The organism is Sphingomonas dokdonensis (assembly GCF_002197685.1).
Classification (GTDB): domain Bacteria; phylum Pseudomonadota; class Alphaproteobacteria; order Sphingomonadales; family Sphingomonadaceae; genus Sphingomonas; species Sphingomonas dokdonensis.
Genome location: NZ_NBBI01000006.1, coordinates 56,645 through 78,724, shown reverse-complemented (window position 1 = coordinate 78,724; position 22,080 = coordinate 56,645). Strand labels below are relative to the sequence as shown.

The following is a 22,080-nucleotide window of genomic DNA, read 5'->3' as shown; positions in this document are numbered from 1 at the left end:
TTTGCGGTGTCGCTTGCCTCAGCCGTCCGTCACCGGCGCGACATCGACCGACACGTCCATCTCCTGCGCACCCGAACCCAGCACCACGCCATCGACGGGCGCAATCTCGGCATAATCGCGGCCGACCGCCACGACGATATGGTCGCTCGCCATCCAGATGCCGTTGGTGGGGTCCAGGCCGATCCAGCCGCGCTGCGGCCCGCACCACAGCAGCACCCAGGCATGCGTCGCATCGGCGCCGACCAGCCGCTCCTGCCCGGGCGGTGGGATGGTGCGGATATAACCCGACGCATAGGCCGCGGGCAGACCCGCCGCGCGCAGGCCGGTGAGCATGATCTGCGCGAAGTCCTGGCACACCCCGCGGCGCTTGGCGAAGGCTTCGTGCGGCGGCGTGTCGACCAGGGTGGCGGCGGTGTCGAACTCGAAATCGCGCTGGATGCGCCGTGCCAACTCGATACCCGCCTCCAGCGCGTTGCGCTGCGGATCGAGGTCGGCGGCGCAATAGGCCGCGATTTCACGATCGAGCGGGATGAGCGGGGAGGGGAACAGATAACTCGCCGGTCCGGCCGCGGTGATGTCCCGGCTGTCGCGCGCCATGGCGGCAATCTCGGCCAGCGTCGGGTCACCCGCCATCGGAGCGGGCACCAGGCGATCGACGCAGATGCGCGCGATGCTCTCGATCGTCAGGCGGCGCACCGGCTCGTCCACGGTCAGCCGCGTGACATTGGCGAGTCCTGCCTCGGCACGTGCCGGGGTGGTGCGACCCGCCGGCGATACGCGCAGCATGTACGATTCTAGCCGCTGCCCCGGCCAGTCGATCGGCTCCAGCCGCAGGTTGCACCGCGCGAACTTGACGTGCGCGCCGTAATCGAACCGCGTGATATGCGCGATGTCGTACAGCATGCGGCTGGGGAAATCGGCCTCGCTCACGCCAGCGTCAGCCCACCGGCGCGCAGCGGCTCAGCGCCTTGCAGGAAATAGCGCCGGGCAATGGCATTGGACAGCGTGCCCAGCCGCCGCTCGGTCGCGCTCAGCAGGTCGGCGTTGATGGTGGCGGCGCGCGCCGTCGCGATCATCGCCTTCAGCTCGGTCGCCTCCGCCTGTTGTTCCTCTGCCATGCCATCGTCCTGCAACACCGGCAGCGCAGCGAGATGCTCGGCGACCCGTTCCACCTGAAATGCCAAGGATCGTGGGTTGCCCGGATCGAGCGCGACAAGGTCGAGCACCGGCACCCGTGCCAGCCCGGTCAGATACCGCTGGCGATAGCTGATCTGGCTATTGGCAAGGTCGAGCAGCGTCGACAGGTCATCCAGCGACGCGCCCGGCAGCCCGAAGGTGCGCGCCCCCCGCACCAGCGCCAGCGCCCGCTCGATTCGCCGGCCCAGATCGTGAAAGCGCCATGCCGCCGTGCGGCTCATATGCTCGGCCGACAACCCGGCGATCGCGGCATAGCGGCGTTGCAGCGATCCCGTGCGGTCCAGCATGCCGCGATGCGTGGGGAAGGGCGCATCGAGCAACCGCACCATGTCGGCCGACAGGCGATCGCGCGAGACGTTGCCGATCCGCCGCGCCTGCTGGTTCATCTCGGCCACCGATTGCCAGCCCGTATCGACAGATTCCATCGCGGTGCGCGCCATCTGCGTCAGGTCCGCACGCTTCAATGCCGCCGGCAGCGGCGCCGCGCCGGCGGCCGCAAGCATGCCGACCAGCCGGCTGACGGTATCCGGCCCCAGCGCCGCGCCGCCATCGGCGTCGATCGAATTGCCCAGCATCACGCGAATGATCGCCAGCAGCGCCTCGCCGCGTTCCAGATAGCGGCCCAGCCAAAAGAAATTGTCGGCAACGCGGCTCGGCAGCGTTCCGGGATTGCGCCGCACTTGATGCGTATCGGGGGCCGGCAGCAGCGACACCGGCGCGACCGGATCGCGCCCGTAGATCACCACGTCGGCGGACCAGTTCCCCTCGCCCATTACCGCCGCGCGCGGATCGGGATGCTCGCCGATCCGGCAGAACCCGCCCGGCAGCACGCTCCAGCGCCCGTCCGGTCCGCGCGCCGCAAAGACGCGAAGCGTAAAGGGCCGCGCAACCAGCGCCTCCTCGCCGACCACCGGCATGGTGGAAAGGCGCACGACCTCCTGCCCGACATAATCCTGCGGGCGACGTTCCAGATCGGCAAGCAGCGTGGCGCGCTGTTCCCCGCTCAGCTCGCTGCCTGCGATCGGCGCATCGCCCGGCAGGCCCAGCGTCCCGCTGCCGAACGCCGGCCCGATCAGCAGGTTGGACAGATCCTCCTCCACCCGCGCCCGCTCGCTCGGCTGGCCGCACCACCAGGTCGAGATATTGGGCAGGCTCAGCCCCGCGCCGGTGAGCCGCGTGCACAGCTGCGGCAGGAAGGCATGCCACGCCGGCGCCTCCAGCACGCCTGCGCCCGGCGCGTTGGCGAGCAGCACGTTGCCTGCGGCGTAAGCATCGATCAGCCCCGGCACGCCGATCTTGGAATGCGTGTCGAATGCCAGCGGATCGAGGAAGCGCGGATCGAGCCGGCGCCAGAGCGCATCGATCCGCTTCAGCCCGCCGATCGTGCGGACGTAAACCTTGTCCTCCAACGCGGCGAGATCGGCGCCCTCGACCAGCAGGAGGCCAAGATAGCGCGCCAGATGCGCCTGCTCGGGATAGCTCGGATTGTACCGCCCCGGCGTCAGCAGCCCGATCCTGGGATCGGTGCGTGCGCAGGCGGCGGCGAGGCCATCACGGAAGCTGGCAAAAAACGGCGCATGCCGCGCGACGTTCAGCCGCGCCTGCAACCCGCCGAGCGTGCGGCTCACCGCCAGCCGGTTTTCCAGGGCATAGCCGGCGCCGGTGGGCGAGCGCAGGTGGTCGGCCAGCACGCGCCACTCGCCGGTTGGCCCGCGCCCAAGATCGACTGCGACAAAATGCAGATGGTGTCCGCCCGCCGGGGTCAGTCCCACCAGCTGGCGCAGGAAAAACGGGCTGCCCGCCACCAGCGCGGCCGGCACGATCCCGCGCGCCACCAGCTTCGCCTCGCCGTAGAGGTCCGTCAGGATCGTCTCGAACAGATCGGCGCGCTGCACCACGCCGCGCTCGATATGGCGCCACTCGTCGCCGTCGATCAGCAGCGGCACCGGGGAGAGCGGCCAGGATCGCTCCTCGCTCTCGCCGATGATGCGAAAGCCGGTTCCGATGTCGGCGGCATGGCGCTGCACCCGCTCGCGCGCATGCGCTAGATCGTCGCCGACCAGCGCCGCAAGCTCCTCGAACATCGCAAGCCACGGCGCGTCCTCGGCTGCGCACAGCACGTCGCCTCCGGCGCCGGCATGCGCCCGGTAGTCGTCGACCCAGCGACGCGCATGCGTCGCGGCTCCGAACAGGGGTGATTGCGTTGCCAAGCCGGGCTCCTAAGCGGCGCGGACCCTAGCGGGGCCGGGCACGGGCGCAACACGAAAGTGCGATCAGGTCGATCGGGTTAGAAATCGGGTAGCACCTGATCCGCCACGCCCCACCCCGTAAGCGCGCGACTGCTTGCGCGCTTGATCAATTCGTCTGCGGCCGACACGTTCCACTGCGCGGCCGTTTCGATCCGGCGCAGCTCCGTCCATGAAACCGGCGCGGCCACCGGTGCACCGGCGCGTGCCCGCGCCGCATAGGGCATGATCGCCGTCGCGCCGCGCTGGTTGCGCAGCCAGTCGATGAAGATCCGCCCCTTGCGCTTCGCCTTGCTCATCGTCGCGACGAAGCGATCCGGCTCGGCCTGCGCCAGCGCGCGGGCGAAGCGATCGGCAAAGCTCTTCACCGCCGGCCACTCGGCCTTCGGCGTCAACGGCACCACCACGTGAACGCCCTTGCCGCCCGACAGCAGTGGAAAACTGGTAAGGCCCAGCTCGGCCAGCTGGTTCTTCAAATGCTCCGCTGCCTTCTTGGTGGCCTCAAAATCGAGCCCTTCGTCAGGATCGAGATCGAAGATTAACCGGTCGGGCTTTTCGAGGTCACCGACCGACGAACCCCAGCCATGGAATTCGATCGTCCCCATCTGCACGCATGCGACCAGCCCGTCGGCATCGTCGACCCATAGATAATTCTCTGTGCTGCCGTCCTTTTCCTTGATCGGCACTTGGTGCACGTGCGCGCCGAACGATCCGGCATCATGCTTCTGGAAAAAGCATTTGCGCGCGCGCCCCTGCGGGCAGCGCACCAGGCTGATCGGTCGCCGCGCCACCCACGGCAGCATGATCGGCGCGACCGCGGCGTAATAGTCGGCAAGATCGCCTTTGGTCACGCTCGACTCGGGAAAGATCAGCCGATCCGCGCTGCTGATCTTCACGCTCGTTGCGAGTGCGGCCGGCGCTGGTGCGGGTGTTTCCACCACCACCTCTGCCGCCTTCTTGTCGTCGCGCAGCCCGAGAAAACTGGGGTGCCTCAGCAGTTTATCGGGCGTCGTCTCGGTAAAGGCGATCTCGGCGACCAGCTTCGGCGTCACCCAATGGGCGCCGCGCACCGCCGCCCGCCCGAGGTTTTTCGGCACGTCCACCGGCGGCGTCTTGCGCTCGATCTTCGCCAGCCGATCGGCAAGATCGATCATCAGATCGTTGGTGAAGCCCGTGCCGACCTTCCCGGCATAGCGCAGCGCGCCGTCCTCATGCACGCCCAGCAGCAGTGAGCGGAAACCGCGCGCCTTGTCGGAGTCGGTCCAGCCGACGATCACGAACTCCTGCCGCCGCGTGCATTTCACCTTGAGCCAGCTTTTTGTCCGCGCCCCGCGATACGGCGCGTCGGCCTTCTTGGAGACGATCCCCTCCAGCTGCTCCTGGCACATCCGCTCGAACAGCTCTTCGCCCGAGCCGATCACATGCTCGCTGAACTTCAGCCGGTCGGTGTCGGAGATGAGCGAGCGTAGCCGTTCCTTGCGTTGCACGTTGGGGAGCGGGCGCAGGTCTTCCCCGTCAAGGCTCAGCAGGTCGAAGGCAAAGAAGGTCATGTCCCCGCCAGCCGAGATCGCGTCCTTCAGCGTCGAAAAGTCCGGCCGACCGTCCTTGAAAGCCACGATCTCCCCGTCGATCAGTGCGTTGTCGACGTCGAGTTCAGCGGCCGCCTCCGCAATGGCGGCGAACTTGTCGGTCCAGTCGAGGCCGCTGCGGGTATAAACCTTTGCCGATCCGCCGCCGACCGCGATCAGCGCGCGGTAGCCGTCGTATTTTACCTCGTGCATCCATGCCGATCCGGTCGGCACCGAATCTACCAGCGTGCACAGTTGCGGCTCGGCAAAGGCTGGCGGCTTGCCATGCGCCTTCTTGCGCCGCGCGGGCTTTTTCTTTGCAGGCGCCAACGCTTCTGGCTTTTCAGACGCCTGCGCCGGCGCGTCTTCCGCAATCTCCTGCATCGTTCGCCCGGTGGAGACGCTGGTCAGCGCACATTCCACCAACAGGTCGGTGCCGCCCGCGAAGCCATCGTCGATCTTGCGCAGCAGCCAGTTCTCGCGCTTCTCCTTGCCGCGCGGTTTCAGCCGGATCAGTAGCCACTCGCCCTTCATCCGCTCGCCATCAAGCACGAAATGAAGATGGCCTTTTTCCAGATCCTTGACCGACTTGCCCTTGATGACCGACCAGGTGCCGCGATCCCACAGCATCACCGTTCCGCCGCCATATTCGCCCTTCGGGATCGTCCCCTCGAACGTGGCGTAGCTAAGCGGATGATCCTCCGTGCGAACCGCAAGGCGCTTCTCGTTGGGATCGAGGCTCGGCCCGCGCGTGACCGCCCAGCTTTTCAGGACGCCGTCCACCTCCAGCCGGAAGTCCCAATGCAGCCGCGTCGCATCATGCTTTTGCACGATGAAGCTGTTGCCGTTTCCCGGCGCCAGCGTGCCGGCGGGTTCCGCGGTCTTCGAGAAGTCGCGCTTGGCGTTGTACAGGGCGAGCGGATCGGCGCTCACGAGCGCGCTTCCTGTCGCGGTCTAAGACAAGCGGTCCGGGGAACACTTGAGCGATCAGGCACTTTTGCGCGCCGCCGGCTTTTTTGCGGCAGTCGATTTCGCCGGTGCCTTTTTCGCTGCGGGCTTCTTGGCAGCCGGTTTCGCCGTCGCGGCGCTGCCGCCGCTTTTCTCCATCGACTTCTTCAGCGCCGCCATAAGATCGACCACATTAGACGCCGACCGCCCGTCGCCATCGTCCTTGTCGATGATCTTGCGGTTCGACTTCTGCTTGCGCTTGCGCTCGATCAGATCCTTCAGCGCATCGACGTAGCGATTGTGGAATTCCTCCGGCTCGAACGCGCCGCTCTTTTTCTCGATCAGCGCCTCGGCAAGCTCGAGCAATTCGCCATCCGGCTTTTCGTCGGGGATGTCGCGGAAATAGCTCTGTGCCTTGTTGACCTCGTCGGCATAACGCAGCGTTTCCAGCACAAGGCCGCGCCCGCACGGCTTGAGGCTAACAACATACTCGCGGCCCCGCATGGCGAGCTGACCCAAACCCACCTTCTTGGTCCGTTTCAACGCCTCGCGCAGGACAATGAACGCCTCTTCGGCAAGGTCGTCGGCCGGCACCACGAAATACGGCTTTTCATAATACAGCACGTCGATGTCACCGGCATCGACGAATTGCGTCAGCTCCAGCGTCTTTTTCGATTCGAGCTTCACCGAGTCGATCTCGTCCTGATCCAGCAGGACGAACTCGTTCTTCTCGATCTCGAAGCCCTTCATGATGTCGTCGGGGTCGACCGGCCCGACGCCGTCGGCGACCTTCTCATAATGGATCGGCTTGCCGCTGGGCTCGTGGATCTGACGAAACTTGATCGCCGCACCGGACTTGGTTGCGGAGTAGATTTCGACAGGAATCGACACCAGCGCGAGGCGGATCTGTCCTTGCCAATAAGCACGAGCGGGCATGCGGCGGCCTTTGTCGTTGCGAGGCCGATTCAAATCCCGGGAGCGGGAGTCGTTCCGTGCGATTTCCGGTGCTAAGGGGTGCGGCATGACGACCGACCCATTCTCGCTGTTCGATGCCTGGTTTGCCGAGGCGCAGGCAGGCGAACCGAATGATGCCAATGCCATGGCGCTGGCCACCGCCGATGCCACGGGGCAACCCGCCGTGCGCATGGTGTTGCTGAAGGGGCACGGACCGGACGGATTCGTATTCTACACCAATCGCGGCAGCCGCAAGGCCGACGATCTTGCCGCCAATGCACAGGCCGCGCTGCTGTTTCACTGGAAGTCGCTCCGCCGGCAGGTGCGGATCGAAGGGCCGGTGAGCCGCGTCAGCGATGCGGAAAGCGACGCCTATTTCGCCTCGCGCAGCCGCGATTCGCAGCTTGGCGCCTGGGCGTCCGAGCAATCCCGTCCGCTCGCCGCACGCTCGATCTTCGAGGCGCGGTTTGAGGCGATGCAGTTCCGCTTCGAGGGCGGCGACGTGCCGCGCCCGCCACACTGGGGCGGCTATCGCGTTACGCCGCGCCGCATCGAATTTTGGCAGGATCGCGCGCATCGCTTGCACGAACGTCGCTTGTTCACCCGCGACGGCGGGGAGGGCGATTGGAGCGAAGGGCTGCTCTACCCATGACCCGCGAGGAACGCCGCCGTGTCGTCCCGCTTGCCATGCGCGCCGCGCTGGCGAGCGTGGCCACCGCCGCCTTTCTGCTGGCGCTGAAGGGCTATGCCGCCTGGCATACCGGTTCGGTCGCGATGCTGGGCAGCTTGGCCGATACCGGGCTCGACCTGCTCGCCAGCCTTGTCACGCTGTATGGCGTGAAGCTCGCGGCGGAGCCGGCCGATCACGACCACCGCTTCGGCCACGGCAAGGCGGAGGCGCTCGCCGCGCTGTTTCAGGTCGTCCTGATCACCGCCTCGGCGATCGGCATTGCGGCGCGCGCAATCGATCGTTTCTCCAATCCGCAGGTCAACGAAGACGCCTCGCTCGGCATCGGCGTGTCGCTGGTCGCGATCCTCGCCACCTTTGCCCTGCTTGCCTATCAGCGCAGCATCATCCGGCAGACCGGCTCGGTCGCGATCCTGGCCGATAACGTCCATTACCAGTCCGACGTGCTGCTGAACGTGGCCGTCATTGCCGCATTGGTGCTCGATCAGCTCCTGCAAATCTCCGATGCCGACCCGGTGTTCGGCATCGCCATCGCGCTTTGGCTTGTCTGGGGTGCATTCCAGGCATCCAGCCAGGCGATTGACATGCTGATGGACAAGGAATGGCCCGACGAGCAGCGCGCCGCCTTTATCGAGATCGCCGTGCGCCAGCCCGGCATCCGCGGCATCCACGATTTCCGCACCCGCCGCGCCGGCACGCATGATTTCGCGCAATTCCACATGGAGGTCGATCGCAACCTCACCGTCGCCGCCGCGCACGACATCGTCGAAAGCGTCGAGCGCCGCCTGCGCGACGTGTTTCCTAGGGTGGAGGTGTTGATTCACCTTGATCCGGAAGGTCACGTCGATACCGACAATCCGCTCGTCGAAGCGGACGTTACCCCCCATTGGTTCGGAAAGCGCGTATGAGGATCCCTTTTTCCCAGATCGACGCGTTCGCGGATCAGGCCTTTGTGGGCAATCCGGCGGCGGTGATGCCGCTGTCCTCGTGGTTCGACGATGCGACGCTTCAGAAGATCGCGGCGGAGAACAACCTGTCGGAAACCGCCTTTCTGGTCCCGATGAACGGCGACGCCGATTTCGAGCTCCGCTGGTTCACACCGGCGGCAGAAGTGGCGCTGTGCGGCCATGCCACATTGGCGAGCGGCCATTTCGTTCTGTCGTCCGACACCACGCGCGATCGCGTGCGCTTCGCTACGCGGCAGGCCGGGATCCTCGAGGTGAGCCGACGCGGCACCGGCTACGAAATGGCGCTGCCTGCCTGGGTACCGCATCCCAAGCCGCTGGACGATATCGTCGCGGCCTTGGGCGTCACCGCAAAAGAAACGCTCTGGCATGACAAGGGCTACGCTCTGATCGTGGTGGAAGACGAAGCCGCCGTGCGCGCCGCCCGGCCGGACGGACGCGCGGTGAAGGCGCTTGGGCCATTCGTCCATATCGTTGCGGCGCAGGGCGAAACCGCACAGGTCGTCAGCCGCGTATTTACCGACTATTTCGACATCCCCGAAGATCCGGTTACCGGGTCGGCGCACGCGGTGATGGTGCCCTATTGGGCCGACGTGCTCGGCACCACCAGCTTTTCCGCCTATCAGGCGAGCGCGCGGGGCGGGCGGGTTGGATGCCGGCTGGACGGCGACCGCGTGGTCCTTACCGGCTCCTGCATCACGGTGATCGAGGGCACGTTCCTGCTACCTTGATCGGCCTGCTCATGTGAAATCAGGCCGCGAGGGCGGCGCTTTGCGTCTCGGCAATCCAGCCGCCGCCCAAGACCCGGTCTCCATCGTACAACACAGCCGCCTGGCCCGGCGAGACGCCATATTCCGGCGAATCGAACACCAGTTCGTCGCCGTGCAGGCGCGCGGGCACCGGACGCGCCATGGAGCGCACTTTTGCAGACAGAGGCCCGGTCAACGGGCCAAGGACGTTTAGATCCGTCAGGCGTGCTGCCGACACCGCGAGCGCTGCGCGCGGACCGACCACCACGCGGCGTTGCTCCGGCTCCAGCCGAACGACATACAAGGGCTCGGGCTGGCCGCCGATATCGAGGCCGCGGCGCTGCCCTACCGTATAGTGGATGATGCCCGGGTGTTCGCCCAGCACGCGCCCGCCCAGGTCGACGATCTCGCCGCCATCGACGGCGGTCGGGCGCAATTTGCGCACCAGCCCCGCGTAATCTCCATCCGGCACGAAGCAGATGTCCTGGCTGTCGGGCTTGCCGGCGACTCCCAGCCCCATCTCGGCCGCGATCGCGCGAACCCGGTCCTTGGGCATGCCGCCCAACGGGAAACGCAGGAAATCGAGTTGTTCGCGGGTTGTGGCGAACAGGAAGTAGCTCTGATCGCGCGCCGGATCGATCGCCCGGTGCAATTCCGCACCACCGTCGCCGACCAGACGCCGCACATAATGGCCGGTCGCGAGGCAATCCGCGCCCAGATCGCGCGCCAGCGCGAACAAATCGGTGAATTTCGGGCCCATGTTGCACTGAACACACGGGATCGGCGTACGCCCGGCGAGATATTCGTCGGCGAACCGGTCGACCACCTGCGTGCGAAAGCTGCTTTCGTGATCGAACACGTAATGCGCGATGCCGAGCTTGTCGCACACCGCACGGGCATCGCGGATGTCGCGCCCGGCGCAGCACGCACCTGGGCGTGCCGTTGCCTCGCCATGATCGTACAGTTGCAGGGTCACGCCGATCGTCTCGGCGCCGCTCGCCTTGGCGAGCGCGGCCACGACCGAACTGTCGACCCCGCCCGACATGGCCACCACGATGCGTCGGCCGGCAGCGCCGCCGGCCAGTTGGAAATCAGCAAAATCGGTCACCGCATCACGATAGCATGTTTCACTGGCGGGGTGAACGCACGCACGCCGCATCCGGCTTTACGGACCCTTCACTTCATGGTGCGTAGAAGAGGCTCTCGACGACGACGCATGAAGGATCAGGCCAAGCGTGGATCTGAGTTTTGCCCTTTTCGACCGGCGCGCACCGCTGGTCGAGCTGCCGAGCGATCTGGCGGTGCTGCTGGTGGAGATGACGGCGCGACAGGCCGCGTCGCCGACGGCGACCATCTACGCCCGGTCGGCGCGGGTACGGCTCGACTCGCCCTTGTTCGCTCCCATCGACGGCGCATTCAACGGCCCAGTTGCGAAGGTCATGATGCAATGGAAGGACGAGTGACCATCTGTTTACCGTGCGCCAGTATACCGTTGCCAGGCGGTGATCGCGCCCTTGTTTCACTGTATGGAGAGGGGGCCGCGCCCCGAACCCGAGGTTAAGCCATGATCGAGAATCAGAAGATCCGTCCGGCCCGCGTAATTGGACCGCTCGGCGAGCCATTGACGCTCGACACGCTGCCGCCGCCGAACACGACGCGTTGGGTGGTGCGACGCAAGGCAGAGGTGGTGGCAGCGGTCAACGGGGGGCTGCTGACAGTGGACGAGGTATGCAACCGTTATGGGCTGACGGTGGAGGAATTCGCCGGCTGGCAGCGCGCAATCGATCGCTCGGGAATGCCCGGGCTGCGGGTGACGCGCATCCAGCATTACAAGTCGCTGTACGAGCGCCAGCAAAAATTCTGAAAGGATGCGGGTTACGCGGCCGGAACAAATATCACCTGTCAAGAGTCTTTTCCCCAGCGCCCGGCCTGTCGGGTTGTTCACGCAGGGGAGTGAGTTATGGGTATTATTCTCTGGTTGATCGTCGGCGGCGTGATTGGCTGGCTGGCCAGCATCATCATGCGCACCGATGCGCAGCAAGGTATCTTTTTGAACATCGTCGTCGGCATCATCGGCGCGTTCATCGGCGGCCTGATCATCTCGGGTGGTTCGATCAACAGCGCGCCGCTGACGCTGACGTCGTTCCTGGTCTCGCTGCTTGGTGCAGTAGTCCTGCTGGCGATCGTCAACCTCGTTCGTCGTGGTAGCGTGCGCTAAGATTTAGCCACAGCTTACCGGATCAGAAGCGGCCGCCCGGCGACGGGCGGCCGTTTTCTTTTGTAGCGGTGTTGTGTGAAGTGCGGAGCGGTGACATCGCGGCGCGTACGACGATGCCACCGACGCAGCGGCTTATTTCAGCAAAAACCGTACGTTGACGGTCGCACTGACCGTTGTTTCGCCCGGCAAGACCTGGGTCTGCGCGTCCGACGACATTTCGGCGCGCGCATACATCACGGGCGGACGCGGCATGTTGCCACGGTTCTCGCCCGCCTCCTCGATCTTCACGATACGATCGACGCGCATCCCGGCGGCCTGCGCGTAAAGCGCGGCGCGAGCCTGCGCCTGTTTCACCGCTTCGACGCGCGCCGCATCCAGCGCGGCGCCGGGTTTGTCGATCGACACCTGCGGCCCGTCGATCTGGTTCGCACCGGCCTTCACCAGTGCATCGAGCACCCCGCCGCTCTTGGCGATCTCACGAAATTTTACCGACACCGTGTTGGTCGCCTGGTAACCGGTGATGACCGGCGGCTGGTTCTCGCCATAGCGATATTGCGGCGCCAAGCCGACATTGGCGGTGGTGATGTCACGCGATGCGATGCCGGCGGCGCGCAGCGCGGCAACGATCCGCTCCATGCGCGCGGCATTTTCGGTAAGCGCAGCAGCGGCAGTGGCCGATTGCGTCACCACGCCAGCGCGGATCGCGGCAATGTCGGGCACCCGCGTTACTTCGCCGGTCGCCACCACATCCAGAACCGTGGCATCCGGCAGGAGCGGCACCTCGCCCGCGTTCTGCGCCGCGGCGGGAAAGGCTGCGCTTGCGAGCGCAGCGGCAGCGAGTGTGGCAATCGGGTAACGCATGAGGCAAAATCTCCACATTGGAATACGACAGAGGTAATGGCGCTCGGTCGATCAACCAAGGCTGAACGGCGGGACGGCTTGCTGCCCGATAGCGAATCTGCCAATCGCCATCCGGGCAAAGCCAGCGCTTGAGCCTGGTGACTTATTCATATAACACAGCTACAGACGAATGTAGTGCCGGTCGGCAATTTGCCACCGGAGCGGGGTGAAGGGTGCATGAATTATCAAGCGGGCGGGGTAAGCGGGGATACCGTGTTGATCGAGGGGCCGGACGATGCCGTCGGCCGCCGGCGGCGACGCATCATCATCATCGCCCTGGTTGCGATTGTCGCCCTGATCGCCGTGGCTTTCTTCCTGACTCGCGACGGCGAAAAGCCGGCGGCGGCCGGCTCCGCTGCCGATCAGGCACCGCGCGTGTCGGTGATCGTGCCGGGCAGCACGGAGGTTGGCCGCACGGTCACGGCCAACGGTACGCTGGCAGCACGACGTGAGATGCCGGTCGGCGTCGCGGGCGAGGGCGGCATGGTCACTCGCGTGCTCGTGGAGCCGGGCCAATGGGTCCGCGCCGGTCAGGTGCTGGCAACCGTCGATCGCTCGGTACAGACGCAGACGGCGCAGGGCCTTGCCGCGCAGGTGAACGTCGCGCGGGCGGATCTGACGCTCGCGCAGGCCGAACTGGATCGTGCGCAGCAGCTGGTCGACCGCGGCTTCATCAGCAAGGCGGACGTGCAGCGTCGCATCGCGACCCGCGATGCCGCCGCCGCGCGCCTCAAGGTCGCCGGGGCAACCGCCGCCGAGCAGCGCGCGCGCAATCAGCGGCTCGACATTCGCGCGCCCGCTGCCGGGCTGGTGTTGACCCGCGGCGTGGAGCCGGGTCAGATCATCAGCTCGGCCTCGGGCACGTTGTTCCGCATGGCCAAGGGTGGCGAGATGGAGATGCGCGCGCAGTTGCCGGAGGACGATCTCGCGGCGCTGCCAGTCGGCGCGCGGGCGCAGGTGACGCCGGTCGGGAGCAGCGAGAGCTACGAAGGGCAGGTCTGGCAGGTGTCGCCGGTGATCGATCCGCAGACGCGCCAGGGCATCGTGCGCATCGCGCTGAGCTACGATCCGGCGCTGCGCCCAGGCGGCTTTGCGTCGGCCACGGTGGCAAGCGGCGCGGGCACCATGCCCGGCCTGCCGCAATCTGCGATCCTTAGCGACGAAAAGGGCAATTACGTCTATGTCGTCGACAAGGATAACATTGTGCGGCGCCGCGACGTGCGGCTCGGAACGGTCGGCGACGACATGGTCGCGATCGCCGCCGGGCTCGAGCGCAACGATCGGGTGGTGGCGTCCGCAGGCGCATTCCTGAACCCGGGGCAGAAGGTCGCCCCGGTTCTGCGCAAGCCGGGAGAATGACGGCATGAGTTTCCGCAACATCTCCGCATGGTCGATCCGCAACCCGGTTCCGACGATCGTCCTGTTCGTGATCCTGACGATCGCCGGCATCGTCAGCTTCATCCGCATGGACATCAACCGGGAACCGGACATCGACTTTCCGGCGGTGGCCGTTGAAATCTCCCAGCCGGGCGCTGCACCGAGCGAGCTTGAGACGCAGGTTACGCAACGCGTCGAGGCGGCGGTGCGCACTGTCGAGGGCGTGGACGAGCTCCAGTCCTTCGTCAGCGAAGGCAATTCGACCACCATGGTGCAGCTCGACATCGGCACTCCGGTGGATCGCGCCGTCAACGAAGTGCGCGACGCCGTCACGCAGATCCGCTCCAACCTGCCAGAAGGCATCTTGGAGCCGCAGATCAGCCGCGTGAAGATCAACGACGGCGATCTGGGCAGCTATTCCGCGATCGCCACCGACATGACGGTGGAGCAGCTCAGCTGGTACATCGACAACACGGTCACCAAGGAGCTGCTCTCGGTCGAGGGCATGGGCAGCGTCGAGCGCAACGGCGGCGTTGATCGCGAGATCCGCGTGATTCTCGATCCGGCGAAGCTCGCCGCCTATGGGCTCACCGCGACGCAGATCAACCAGCAGCTACGCCAGGTCAATCTGAACGCAGCGGGTGGCCGCGCGGAAGTCGCCGGCGCGGAACAATCGGTGCGCGTGCTCGGCAACGCACAGAATGCCTTTGACCTGGGCGAACACCAGATCATCGCCGGCAACGGCCGCACCATCAAGCTGAGCGCGCTCGGCACCGTGCGCGACCTGTATGCGGAGCAGCGCAGCGCGGCGGGCGTCAACGGCAAGCCGGTCATCACGTTCGATTTCAAGCGCGCCAAGGGCTATTCGGAAGTCACTGTTTTCCGCGAAGCGCAAAAGAAGCTGGCCGAGCTTGAGAAGCGCAACCCGGCGGTCAAGTTCCAGTTACGCATCAACGGTTCGAAATATGCCGTTGAGCAATACAAGAGCGCCATTCACGCGATGATCGAAGGCGCGGTGCTCGCCGTGTTCATCGTCTTCCTGTTCCTGCGCGACAAGCGGGCGACGTTCATCTCGGCGCTAGCCATTCCGCTGTCGGCGATCCCCGCCTTCTTCTTCATGGACATGATGGGCTTTTCGCTGAACAGCATGACGCTGTTGGCGCTGAGCCTCGTTGCCGGCGTGCTGGTCGACGATGCGATCGTGGAGATCGAGAACATCGTGCGCCATATGCGCATGGGCAAATCGGCGTATCAGGCGTCGATCGACGCGGCGGACGAAATCGGGCTGGCGGTGCTCGCCACTACCATGGCGATCGTTGCGGTCTTCCTGCCGGTTGGCCTGATGCCGGGCGTGTCGGGGCAGTTCTTCAAGAACTTCGGCCTCACCGTCGTTGCCGCGGTGCTGATGAGCCTTGCCGTCGCGCGCATGATCACGCCGATGATCGCCGCCTATTTCCTGAAATCGGCCGGTCCGGAGGCGCATGGCGAGGGCCGTTTGATGGACATCTACATGGTGGTGCTGCGCTGGACGCTCGACCCCGGCAAGTCGCTGGCGGTGCGGGCACGTGGCGGGTTCCGCCGCCTGACCGGCTACATCCACGATCACCGCATCTGGACGATCGGCATCGGCGGCGTCGCCTTTGTGCTGACGGTGCTCGGCTTTGCCAGCCTGCCCATGCAGTTCCAGCCGTCGATCGATCAGGAGCGATCCACCGTTACGATCACCATGGCGCCCGGCGCGACGTTGGCGCAGACGCAGACGGTGGTGGACCAGGTGTATGCCCTGCTCAGCCGCCAGCCGGAGGTTGCGACCACCTACACCCGTACCTTTGTCGGCAACGGCCGTGTCACCGTGGAGTTCAAGGAAAAGCCGTCGCTGAACGATCGCATCGCTGCCATCTTCGGCGGCGATATCGGCGACAAGCGCGAGCAGACGTCCACCGAGTTCGAGCGCTCGCTCGCGCCCGCGCTGGCCAAGATCCCCGACGCGCGCGTCAACTTCCAGTCGCAGTTCGGCTGGGGGGACAACAATCGCGACGTGTCCGTTACGCTGGGCAGCGACGATCCGGTGCTGCTGCGTGAAACGGCGGACAAGATCGTGCGCGACATGGCCGGCTTGCCCGGGCTGCTCGCCCCGCGCATCGCGGGCGATCTCAACCGGCCGGAAATCGTGATCAAGCCGCGGCTGGACCTCGCGGCCGATCTGGGCGTGACCACCAGCGCGCTCTCCAACGCGATCCGCATCGCGACGCTGGGCGACATCGATCAGAACAGCGCGCGCTTTTCGCTCAACGATCGGCAAATCCCGATCCGCGTCGCGCTGGATCAATCGTCGCGCACCGAAATGTCGACCATCCGCAATCTGCCGGTCGCAACGCAGAACGGCGGATCGGTGCCGCTGTCGGTCGTGGCGGAGATCGGCTTCGGCTCCGGTCCGACCAAGATAAACCGGCTGAATCAGCAGCGCCAGCTGACGATCGGCGCGGATCTCGCCCCCGGCCTGATCCTCTCCGACGCGATGCAGAAGGTGAACCAGCTGCCGTCGATGAAGAACCTGCCGCTCGGCGTGCAGAAGATGAGCGTCGGCCAGGCCAAGTGGCAGATGGAGATGCTGGTCAACTTCATCATCGCCGTGATCGCGGGCGTGTTTCTCGTGTTCTCGGTGCTGGTGCTGCTGTATCGCCGCTTGCTGCCGCCGCTGGTCAACATGGGCTCGCTGCTGCTCGCGCCGCTTGGCGGCGTGCTGGCGCTGATCATCACCGGTCACCCGCTGTCGATGCCGGTATTCATCGGCCTGCTGATGTTGCTCGGCATCGTCGCCAAGAACTCGATCCTGCTGATCGATTTCGCGCTGGAGGAAATGCAGGCCGGCGTGCCGATCTATGACGCCGTCGTGGACGCGGGGCACAAGCGTGCGCAGCCGATCGTGATGACCACCGTTGCGATGGTGGCGGGCATGGTGCCAACGGCGTTGGCGCTAACCGGCGATGGCGCGTGGCGCGCGCCGATGGGCATCGTGGTGATCGGCGGCCTGATCGTTTCGACCTTGCTGACGCTGCTGATCGTCCCTGCCTCGTTCAGCCTGTCGGTCGGGATCGAGCGGCGTGTCGGGCCATGGCTGGGCCGCAAGCTGCTCACCTATCAGCCGGGCGACGACGGTACGCCGGCGATCGATCACGTCGGCCCCGGCGGCACCCTGCCGCCGCCGCGCGGGCGGCTCGGATATCGCGACGGGGACTTGCCGGCGGAATGAGGCTTGAACAAACCCCCGTCTGGGGGATTGTTCGGACATGATCTCCGTCGCGCTACGGCGCCCTTCGCCCACCCGCGCACCCCCCGGCCTCGTGCGCATGCGCACGATCGCGACCGGCATGCTGATCGCCATGGCGGCGGCATTCCTGGTCGCGCGGGCACTCGACGACGTGCATCCCGCGTGGGGCTTCGTGCGCGCCTTTGCCGAAGCGGCCATGGTCGGCGGGCTGGCGGATTGGTTCGCGGTCACCGCATTGTTCCGCCACCCGCTCGGTCTGCCGATCCCGCACACCGCCATTATCCCGCGCAACAAGAACCGGATCGGCGACCAGCTCGCGACGTTTCTGCGCGATTATTTCCTGATTCCTTCGGTCGTGGCGCGCCGCATGCGGCGGATGGACGTGGCGAGTGCCGCGGGGCGCTGGCTCGCCAGCCCGTCCGCCGGTGGCCAACGCGTGACCCGCGGCGCCTCGCGGCTCGCCGTGGAAGCGTTGCAGGCGCTCGATCAGGAGCGGCTCGGCGGCATGGTGCGCGGCGCCATGGTGCAGCAGGTGCGCCGCATCGAGCTGTCGCCGCTGCTCGGCCGTGCGCTGGAGGCGGCAATGGCGGAGAACCGCCATCAGCCGATCCTCGACGGCATCGTGCGCTGGGCCGGCCGCGTGCTGGAGGCAAACCAGCAGGTCGTGCGCAACATGGTGCACGAGCGGGCAGGTGCCATCCTGCGCTGGACCGGGCTGGACGAAACCATCGCGACCAAGATCATCGATGGCCTGGACAAGATGCTGGCCGACATGGCCGAACAACCCGACCATCCGCTGCGCGCGAAAGCGGAGGAAGGTCTTGCGACGCTCGCAAGGGATCTCCAGCACAAGCCGCAGATGCAGGAGCGAGTGGAGGCGCTGAAGCTCGCCCTGCTCGAAAATCCGGCGATGCAAAGCTGGATCAACGGGCTTTGGGAACAGGCGCGCCAGGCCATGCTGCGCACGGCGCGCGATCCCGAGCGGCTGCTTGCCGGCGGGGTGGGCGACATGCTGCGCCAGCTGGGTGAAACGCTGGAAAATGACGCGCGCCTGCGCAACACCTTGAACCGCTACGTCCGCCGTGTTGCCGTGGGCACGGCGGCGGATTACGGCGACGTGATCGTCGGCCTGGTGTCTGAAACGGTGCGCGGCTGGGATGCGGACACGATCACGCAGCGCCTCGAACATTCGGTGGGCAAGGATCTGCAGTTCATCAGGATCAACGGGACGCTGGTGGGCGGTGCCGTTGGTCTGGTGATCCATTCGGTGGACGTGCTGATTTAGCGACTCAGGTGCGATCGAAGCGTTAGTCGCGACACGCCATGCAACAAGCGGTCGCACCACACGTTCGTCTTGCCGAGATGCGGAGTTTTCCGCAAAGGGTGGGGAATGGGCGCATTGGCCGAATTCAGCGACGACGGCGGCACGCTTCGCTTCACCGGCGATCTGCTGCTTGCGCGGCTGGGCGATCTTCCCGGCCGGCTGGAGCATTACGCGGGTAACGTCTCGACCATCGATCTGTCCGGTATCGACCGGATGGACACGATCGGCGCATGGGTTATCCACCGGCTCGCCAAGGAAAAGCGCGCTGAGGTCACCGGCGTGTCGGATGCCCACCGCCATCTTCTCGAACAGGTCGGCAAGGCCGATCAGCCGGTTTCCACGCGCCCCGTTCACGTCAGCCCGATCAATCGGGTGCTGGGCGAGGTCGGCGATGCGGTAATGATGACCGGGCGTACGCTGCTCGGCCTGCTCGGCTTCCTGGGCGCAACGGTGATCGCTTTCGGCAGCGTTATCAGGCATCCGCGCCGGTTCCGCTTCAACGCGACGGTGCAGCGTTTCGAGGTGGTCGGAGTCTCGGCGCTCGGCATCATCGGCCTGATGAGCTTCCTCATCGGCATCGTCATCGCGCAGCAGGGCGCCGTGCAGTTGCGGCAGTTCGGCGCCGAGGTGTTCACGATCAACCTCATCGGCCGCATCACGCTGCGCGAACTGGGCGTGCTGATGACCGCGATCATGGTCGCCGGGCGCTCGGGCTCGGCCTTTGCGGCGCAGCTCGGCACGATGAAGCTGACCGAGGAAGTGGACGCGATGCGCACCATCGGCGTGTCGCCGATGGAGGCGCTGGTGCTGCCGCGGACGATCGCTGCGATCGTGCTGATGCCGCTGCTTGGGTTCTACGCCTCGCTGATCGCCATCATCGGCGGCGGGCTGTTGTGCTGGTGGCAGCTGGAGATACCGCCCGTCACCTATATCGCCCGGCTGCGCGAGGTGGTGCCGATTACCGATCTTTACGTCGGGCTGATCAAGGCGCCGGTCTTCGGTGCGGTGATCGCTGTCGCGGGTTGTTTCCAGGGTATGCAGGTAGAAGGCGACGCCGAACAGGTCGGCACCCGCACCACGGCGGCGGTGGTGCAGGCGATCTTTCTGGTGATCGTCATCGACGCCTTCTTCGCTGTCTTCTTTGAACGGATCGGCTGGATCTGATGGCCAATCCGGAAAACATCATCGAAGTGCGCGGGCTGAAGAACGCCTTCGGCTCGCAGGTCATCCATGAGAACCTCGACCTCGACGTGCGCCGTGGGGAGATCCTGGGCGTGGTCGGCGGCTCGGGCACGGGCAAGTCGGTGCTGATGCGCTCGATCATCGGCCTGCAAAGCCCCGCCGCGGGGGACGTGCAGGTATTCGGCGAACCCACGCTGGACCGCGATGAAGTCGATACGGTCGAGATTCGCAAACGTTGGGGCGTGTTGTTCCAGGGCGGCGCGCTGTTCTCGACGTTGACCGTGGCGGAGAACGTCCAAGTCCCGCTGCGCGAATTCTATCCAGCGCTTGATCTTGCCCTCCTCGACGAAATCGCCTCGTTCAAGGTGATGATGACGGGGCTTCCTGCGGAGGCCGGGCCGAAATATCCCGCCGAACTGTCGGGCGGCATGAAGAAGCGCGCCGGGCTGGCCCGCGCCTTGGCGCTCGACCCTGAGCTTCTGTTCCTTGACGAGCCGACCGCCGGGTTGGACCCGATCGGTGCCGCGGCCTTCGACGATCTCACCAAATCGTTGCAAAAGACGTTGGGATTGACCGTTTTTCTGATCACGCACGATCTGGACACCCTATATGCGATCTGCGACCGCGTGGCGGTGCTGGCCGACAAGCGCGTGATCGCCGTGGGAACGATCGACGAGTTGCTCGCGCTCGATCACCCCTGGATTCAGGAATATTTTCGTGGGCCACGTGGCCGGGCCGCCGTCGCGACGCGCGATGCGGCGGCAGGCGCAACGGCAAAGGCAGGAACTGACTGATGGAAACCCGTTCCAACCATGTGCTGGTCGGCGCCGTCGTGCTGATCCTGCTGGCGGTGCTGGCGCTGTTCACCGCGTGGATCGCGCGGCTGGGCGGCGCTACCCAGAACGAATACGACATCTTCTTCAAACAGTCGGTTGATGGGCTCGCGCGCGGTTCGCAAGTCACCTATTCGGGCGTGCCCTCGGGGCAGGTGAAGTCGATCCAGCTGTGGCGCAACGATCCGCAGTTCGTGCGCGTGCGCATCGAGGTGAGCAACGACACGCCGATCCTGAAGGGCACCGCCGCGACGATCCAGGGCAGCTTCACCGGTACCAGCACGGTCAGCCTGGATGGCGCGCGCAAGGGCGCCGCGCCGATCGTCTGCCCAGACAACGACAATGGGCAGCAATGCCCCTATGGCGTGCCGGTGATCCCGACTCGGACGGGCGGTCTGGGCGCGATCCTCAATTCCGCGCCGCAGTTGCTGGAGCGCCTGTCGACGTTGACCGAGCGGCTGACCGGGCTCTTGACCGATCGGAACCAGGCGTCGATCGCCGGCATTCTCGAGAATACCAATCGGCTGACCGATGCGCTGGCCGATCGCGGACCGGAAATCGCTGCCACGCTGGCGCAGACCCGCATCGCCATCCAACAGGCCGGCGACGCTTCGCAGCAGATCGGTGAACTCGCCGCCACGACCAACGGCATCCTCGCCGATGACGTGCGGCCGACGATCAACAATCTCAACGAGACGATCCGCGCGGCACGACAGAGCGCAGAAACGCTGAACGGCGCCGTGCAGGACGCCCGGCCGGGGCTGCAGACCTTCTCCAAGCGCACCGTACCGGAAGTGAACCAGCTGGTGCTCGATCTGCGCCAGATGTCGGCGGCCTTGGCCTCGGTGGCGGAGAAGGTGGATCGGCAAGGCGCCGGATCGCTGATCGGGCAGCAGAAGCTGCCGGACTATAAGGGCAAGTGAGAACGGATATGAAGAAGCTCCTGATCGGTCTTGCCCTGCTGCCGCTTGCCGGCTGCATCAGCTTCGGCGCTGACGCGCCCGACAGCCTGCTGAGCCTGACGTCGACCGAGCAGGTGCCGGTGGGTCAGGCACAATCGTCGGCAGGCGCGCGCACGATCACCATCCAGGTGCCCAACGTGCCGCAGGCGCTGGCCAACAACCGCGTGCCGGTGCAGGCCACCGCCACCGACATCGCCTATGTGAAGGATGCGCAATGGGTGGAGCCGCCCGCGCGGCAATTCGCGCGAGTCCTGTCCGATACGGTGGGCGCGCGCTCCGGCCGCGTGGTCCTGTCCGGCGCTCAGTCGTTTGCCGATCCGGGCGCGCGGCTGGCGGGTGAACTGCGCAATTTCGGGATCGATGCGGCGTCCTCAAGCGCCGTCGTCACCTATGACGCCGCGCTGGTGCGCGATGAAGGCGGCGCGGTGGAAAAGCGCCGCTTCGAGGCGCGCGTCCCGGTATCCGCCATCGAAGCGGGCCCGGTTGGTGTGGCGCTGAACCAGGCGGCAAATCAGGTGGCGGTCGAAGTCGCCGACTGGGTCGGTCGCTGACCTCCGGCTGCTAGGCTGAAGCGACAAGGCTGGTCCGCCCCTTTGGTTAGGGCAGCAGCCTTGGCGCCGAGCGGGGGGTGAGAGGCACATCGGCTTTCACCAGTGATCTTCCGCGCATCCGTAAGCTCTGAAGCGCACCGCTTCAGC

The 22,080-nt window shown here is 65.9% G+C and carries 19 protein-coding genes; 13 read left to right on the top strand and 6 right to left on the bottom strand.

Annotated elements, in window-relative coordinates:
• Nucleotides 1–18: 18 nt before the first annotated feature.
• From SPDO_RS14010 to ku, 4 genes are all read right to left on the bottom strand, one after another.
• Nucleotides 19–903, bottom strand: a complete 885-nt coding sequence (locus SPDO_RS14010) for a transglutaminase family protein (protein ID WP_088368136.1) — start codon at nt 901–903, stop codon at nt 19–21.
• 23 nt (nt 904–926) lie between these two features.
• Nucleotides 927–3,407, bottom strand: a complete 2,481-nt coding sequence (locus tag SPDO_RS14005; RefSeq protein WP_088368135.1) for a circularly permuted type 2 ATP-grasp protein — start codon at nt 3,405–3,407, stop codon at nt 927–929.
• A 77-nt stretch (nt 3,408–3,484) separates the two neighbouring features.
• Nucleotides 3,485–5,944, bottom strand: a complete 2,460-nt coding sequence (gene ligD, locus SPDO_RS14000; RefSeq protein ID WP_088368134.1) for a DNA ligase D — start codon at nt 5,942–5,944, stop codon at nt 3,485–3,487.
• A gap of 54 nt (nt 5,945–5,998) precedes the next feature.
• Entirely contained in the window at nt 5,999–6,895 is an 897-nt protein-coding gene (gene ku, locus SPDO_RS13995; RefSeq protein ID WP_088368133.1) for a non-homologous end joining protein Ku, read from the bottom strand.
• A gap of 85 nt (nt 6,896–6,980) precedes the next feature.
• Here ku and pdxH point away from each other — a divergent pair, with 85 nt between their 5' ends.
• The 3 genes from pdxH to SPDO_RS13980 are packed head-to-tail and all read left to right on the top strand — an operon-like array spanning nt 6,981 to nt 9,297.
• On the top strand, nt 6,981–7,565 hold the full coding sequence (gene pdxH / locus SPDO_RS13990; RefSeq protein ID WP_088368132.1) for a pyridoxamine 5'-phosphate oxidase: 585 nt from the start codon (nt 6,981–6,983) through the stop codon (nt 7,563–7,565).
• The gene (locus tag SPDO_RS13985; protein WP_088368131.1) at nt 7,562–8,509 is read left to right on the top strand and encodes a cation diffusion facilitator family transporter; all 948 of its coding nucleotides are present in this window, start codon (nt 7,562–7,564) and stop codon (nt 8,507–8,509) included. The genes pdxH and SPDO_RS13985 overlap by 4 nt, the downstream gene beginning before the upstream one ends.
• The gene (locus SPDO_RS13980; protein WP_088368130.1) at nt 8,506–9,297 is read left to right on the top strand and encodes a PhzF family phenazine biosynthesis protein; all 792 of its coding nucleotides are present in this window, start codon (nt 8,506–8,508) and stop codon (nt 9,295–9,297) included. Before SPDO_RS13985 ends, SPDO_RS13980 begins: the two co-directional genes overlap by 4 nt.
• A gap of 19 nt (nt 9,298–9,316) precedes the next feature.
• Here SPDO_RS13980 and mnmA read toward each other — a convergent pair whose 3' ends face one another.
• Nucleotides 9,317–10,423 carry a tRNA 2-thiouridine(34) synthase MnmA gene (mnmA, locus tag SPDO_RS13975; RefSeq protein ID WP_088368129.1) on the bottom strand — a complete coding sequence of 369 codons (1,107 nt, stop codon included), beginning with the start codon at nt 10,421–10,423 and terminating at the stop codon, nt 9,317–9,319.
• A gap of 127 nt (nt 10,424–10,550) precedes the next feature.
• On the opposite strand from mnmA, the gene SPDO_RS13970 reads away from it, so the two are divergent.
• The 3 genes from SPDO_RS13970 to SPDO_RS13960 all read left to right on the top strand — a co-directional run bounded on the left by SPDO_RS13970 (nt 10,551) and on the right by SPDO_RS13960 (nt 11,533).
• Nucleotides 10,551–10,778: a hypothetical protein gene (locus SPDO_RS13970; RefSeq protein ID WP_088368128.1), complete on the top strand. Its 228-nt coding sequence runs from the start codon at nt 10,551–10,553 to the stop codon at nt 10,776–10,778.
• Between the two features lie 101 nt (nt 10,779–10,879).
• Complete coding sequence (gene sciP / locus SPDO_RS13965) at nt 10,880–11,179, top strand: CtrA inhibitor SciP (protein ID WP_088368127.1); 300 nt, start codon at nt 10,880–10,882, stop codon at nt 11,177–11,179.
• Between the two features lie 96 nt (nt 11,180–11,275).
• Nucleotides 11,276–11,533 (top strand): GlsB/YeaQ/YmgE family stress response membrane protein, encoded by a 258-nt coding sequence (locus tag SPDO_RS13960; RefSeq protein ID WP_088368126.1) that lies wholly within the window; start codon nt 11,276–11,278, stop codon nt 11,531–11,533.
• Between the two features lie 132 nt (nt 11,534–11,665).
• Here the strand turns inward: SPDO_RS13960 and SPDO_RS13955 are convergent, their stop codons facing one another.
• Nucleotides 11,666–12,394, bottom strand: coding sequence for an SIMPL domain-containing protein (locus tag SPDO_RS13955; protein ID WP_088368125.1), 729 nt, complete (start codon nt 12,392–12,394; stop codon nt 11,666–11,668).
• 216 nt (nt 12,395–12,610) lie between these two features.
• Here SPDO_RS13955 and SPDO_RS13950 point away from each other — a divergent pair, with 216 nt between their 5' ends.
• The 7 genes from SPDO_RS13950 to SPDO_RS13920 all read left to right on the top strand — a co-directional run bounded on the left by SPDO_RS13950 (nt 12,611) and on the right by SPDO_RS13920 (nt 21,933).
• On the top strand, nt 12,611–13,792 hold the full coding sequence (locus tag SPDO_RS13950; protein WP_088368124.1) for an efflux RND transporter periplasmic adaptor subunit: 1,182 nt from the start codon (nt 12,611–12,613) through the stop codon (nt 13,790–13,792).
• 4 nt (nt 13,793–13,796) lie between these two features.
• A complete protein-coding gene (locus SPDO_RS13945; RefSeq protein WP_088368123.1) occupies nt 13,797–17,063 on the top strand; it encodes an efflux RND transporter permease subunit in 3,267 nt (1,088 codons plus the stop codon).
• Between the two features lie 37 nt (nt 17,064–17,100).
• Complete coding sequence (locus tag SPDO_RS13940) at nt 17,101–18,366, top strand: DUF445 domain-containing protein (RefSeq protein WP_169716269.1); 1,266 nt, start codon at nt 17,101–17,103, stop codon at nt 18,364–18,366.
• A gap of 105 nt (nt 18,367–18,471) precedes the next feature.
• Nucleotides 18,472–19,569: an ABC transporter permease gene (locus tag SPDO_RS13935; RefSeq protein WP_088368121.1), complete on the top strand. Its 1,098-nt coding sequence runs from the start codon at nt 18,472–18,474 to the stop codon at nt 19,567–19,569.
• Entirely contained in the window at nt 19,569–20,381 is an 813-nt protein-coding gene (locus SPDO_RS13930; RefSeq protein WP_088368120.1) for an ABC transporter ATP-binding protein, read from the top strand. The genes SPDO_RS13935 and SPDO_RS13930 overlap by 1 nt, the downstream gene beginning before the upstream one ends.
• Nucleotides 20,381–21,343, top strand: a complete 963-nt coding sequence (locus SPDO_RS13925; RefSeq protein WP_088368119.1) for an MlaD family protein — start codon at nt 20,381–20,383, stop codon at nt 21,341–21,343. The genes SPDO_RS13930 and SPDO_RS13925 overlap by 1 nt, the downstream gene beginning before the upstream one ends.
• An 8-nt stretch (nt 21,344–21,351) precedes the next feature.
• Nucleotides 21,352–21,933 (top strand): ABC-type transport auxiliary lipoprotein family protein, encoded by a 582-nt coding sequence (locus SPDO_RS13920; RefSeq protein ID WP_088368118.1) that lies wholly within the window; start codon nt 21,352–21,354, stop codon nt 21,931–21,933.
• Nucleotides 21,934–22,080 lie beyond the last annotated feature (147 nt).

Coding starts and splice junctions, on each gene's coding strand:
- SPDO_RS13940 (WP_169716269.1), top strand. CDS start 17,101: ATGATCTCCGTCGCGCTACGGCGCCCTTCGCCCACCCGCGCACCCCCC.
- SPDO_RS13985 (WP_088368131.1), top strand. CDS start 7,562: ATGACCCGCGAGGAACGCCGCCGTGTCGTCCCGCTTGCCATGCGCGCC.
- SPDO_RS13935 (WP_088368121.1), top strand. CDS start 18,472: ATGGGCGCATTGGCCGAATTCAGCGACGACGGCGGCACGCTTCGCTTC.
- SPDO_RS13930 (WP_088368120.1), top strand. CDS start 19,569: ATGGCCAATCCGGAAAACATCATCGAAGTGCGCGGGCTGAAGAACGCC.
- ku (WP_088368133.1), bottom strand. CDS start 6,895: ATGCCCGCTCGTGCTTATTGGCAAGGACAGATCCGCCTCGCGCTGGTG.
- SPDO_RS13955 (WP_088368125.1), bottom strand. CDS start 12,394: ATGCGTTACCCGATTGCCACACTCGCTGCCGCTGCGCTCGCAAGCGCA.
- SPDO_RS13980 (WP_088368130.1), top strand. CDS start 8,506: ATGAGGATCCCTTTTTCCCAGATCGACGCGTTCGCGGATCAGGCCTTT.
- SPDO_RS13960 (WP_088368126.1), top strand. CDS start 11,276: ATGGGTATTATTCTCTGGTTGATCGTCGGCGGCGTGATTGGCTGGCTG.
- SPDO_RS13925 (WP_088368119.1), top strand. CDS start 20,381: ATGGAAACCCGTTCCAACCATGTGCTGGTCGGCGCCGTCGTGCTGATC.
- sciP (WP_088368127.1), top strand. CDS start 10,880: ATGATCGAGAATCAGAAGATCCGTCCGGCCCGCGTAATTGGACCGCTC.
- SPDO_RS13945 (WP_088368123.1), top strand. CDS start 13,797: ATGAGTTTCCGCAACATCTCCGCATGGTCGATCCGCAACCCGGTTCCG.
- pdxH (WP_088368132.1), top strand. CDS start 6,981: ATGACGACCGACCCATTCTCGCTGTTCGATGCCTGGTTTGCCGAGGCG.
- SPDO_RS13950 (WP_088368124.1), top strand. CDS start 12,611: ATGAATTATCAAGCGGGCGGGGTAAGCGGGGATACCGTGTTGATCGAG.
- SPDO_RS13920 (WP_088368118.1), top strand. CDS start 21,352: ATGAAGAAGCTCCTGATCGGTCTTGCCCTGCTGCCGCTTGCCGGCTGC.
- SPDO_RS14010 (WP_088368136.1), bottom strand. CDS start 903: ATGCTGTACGACATCGCGCATATCACGCGGTTCGATTACGGCGCGCAC.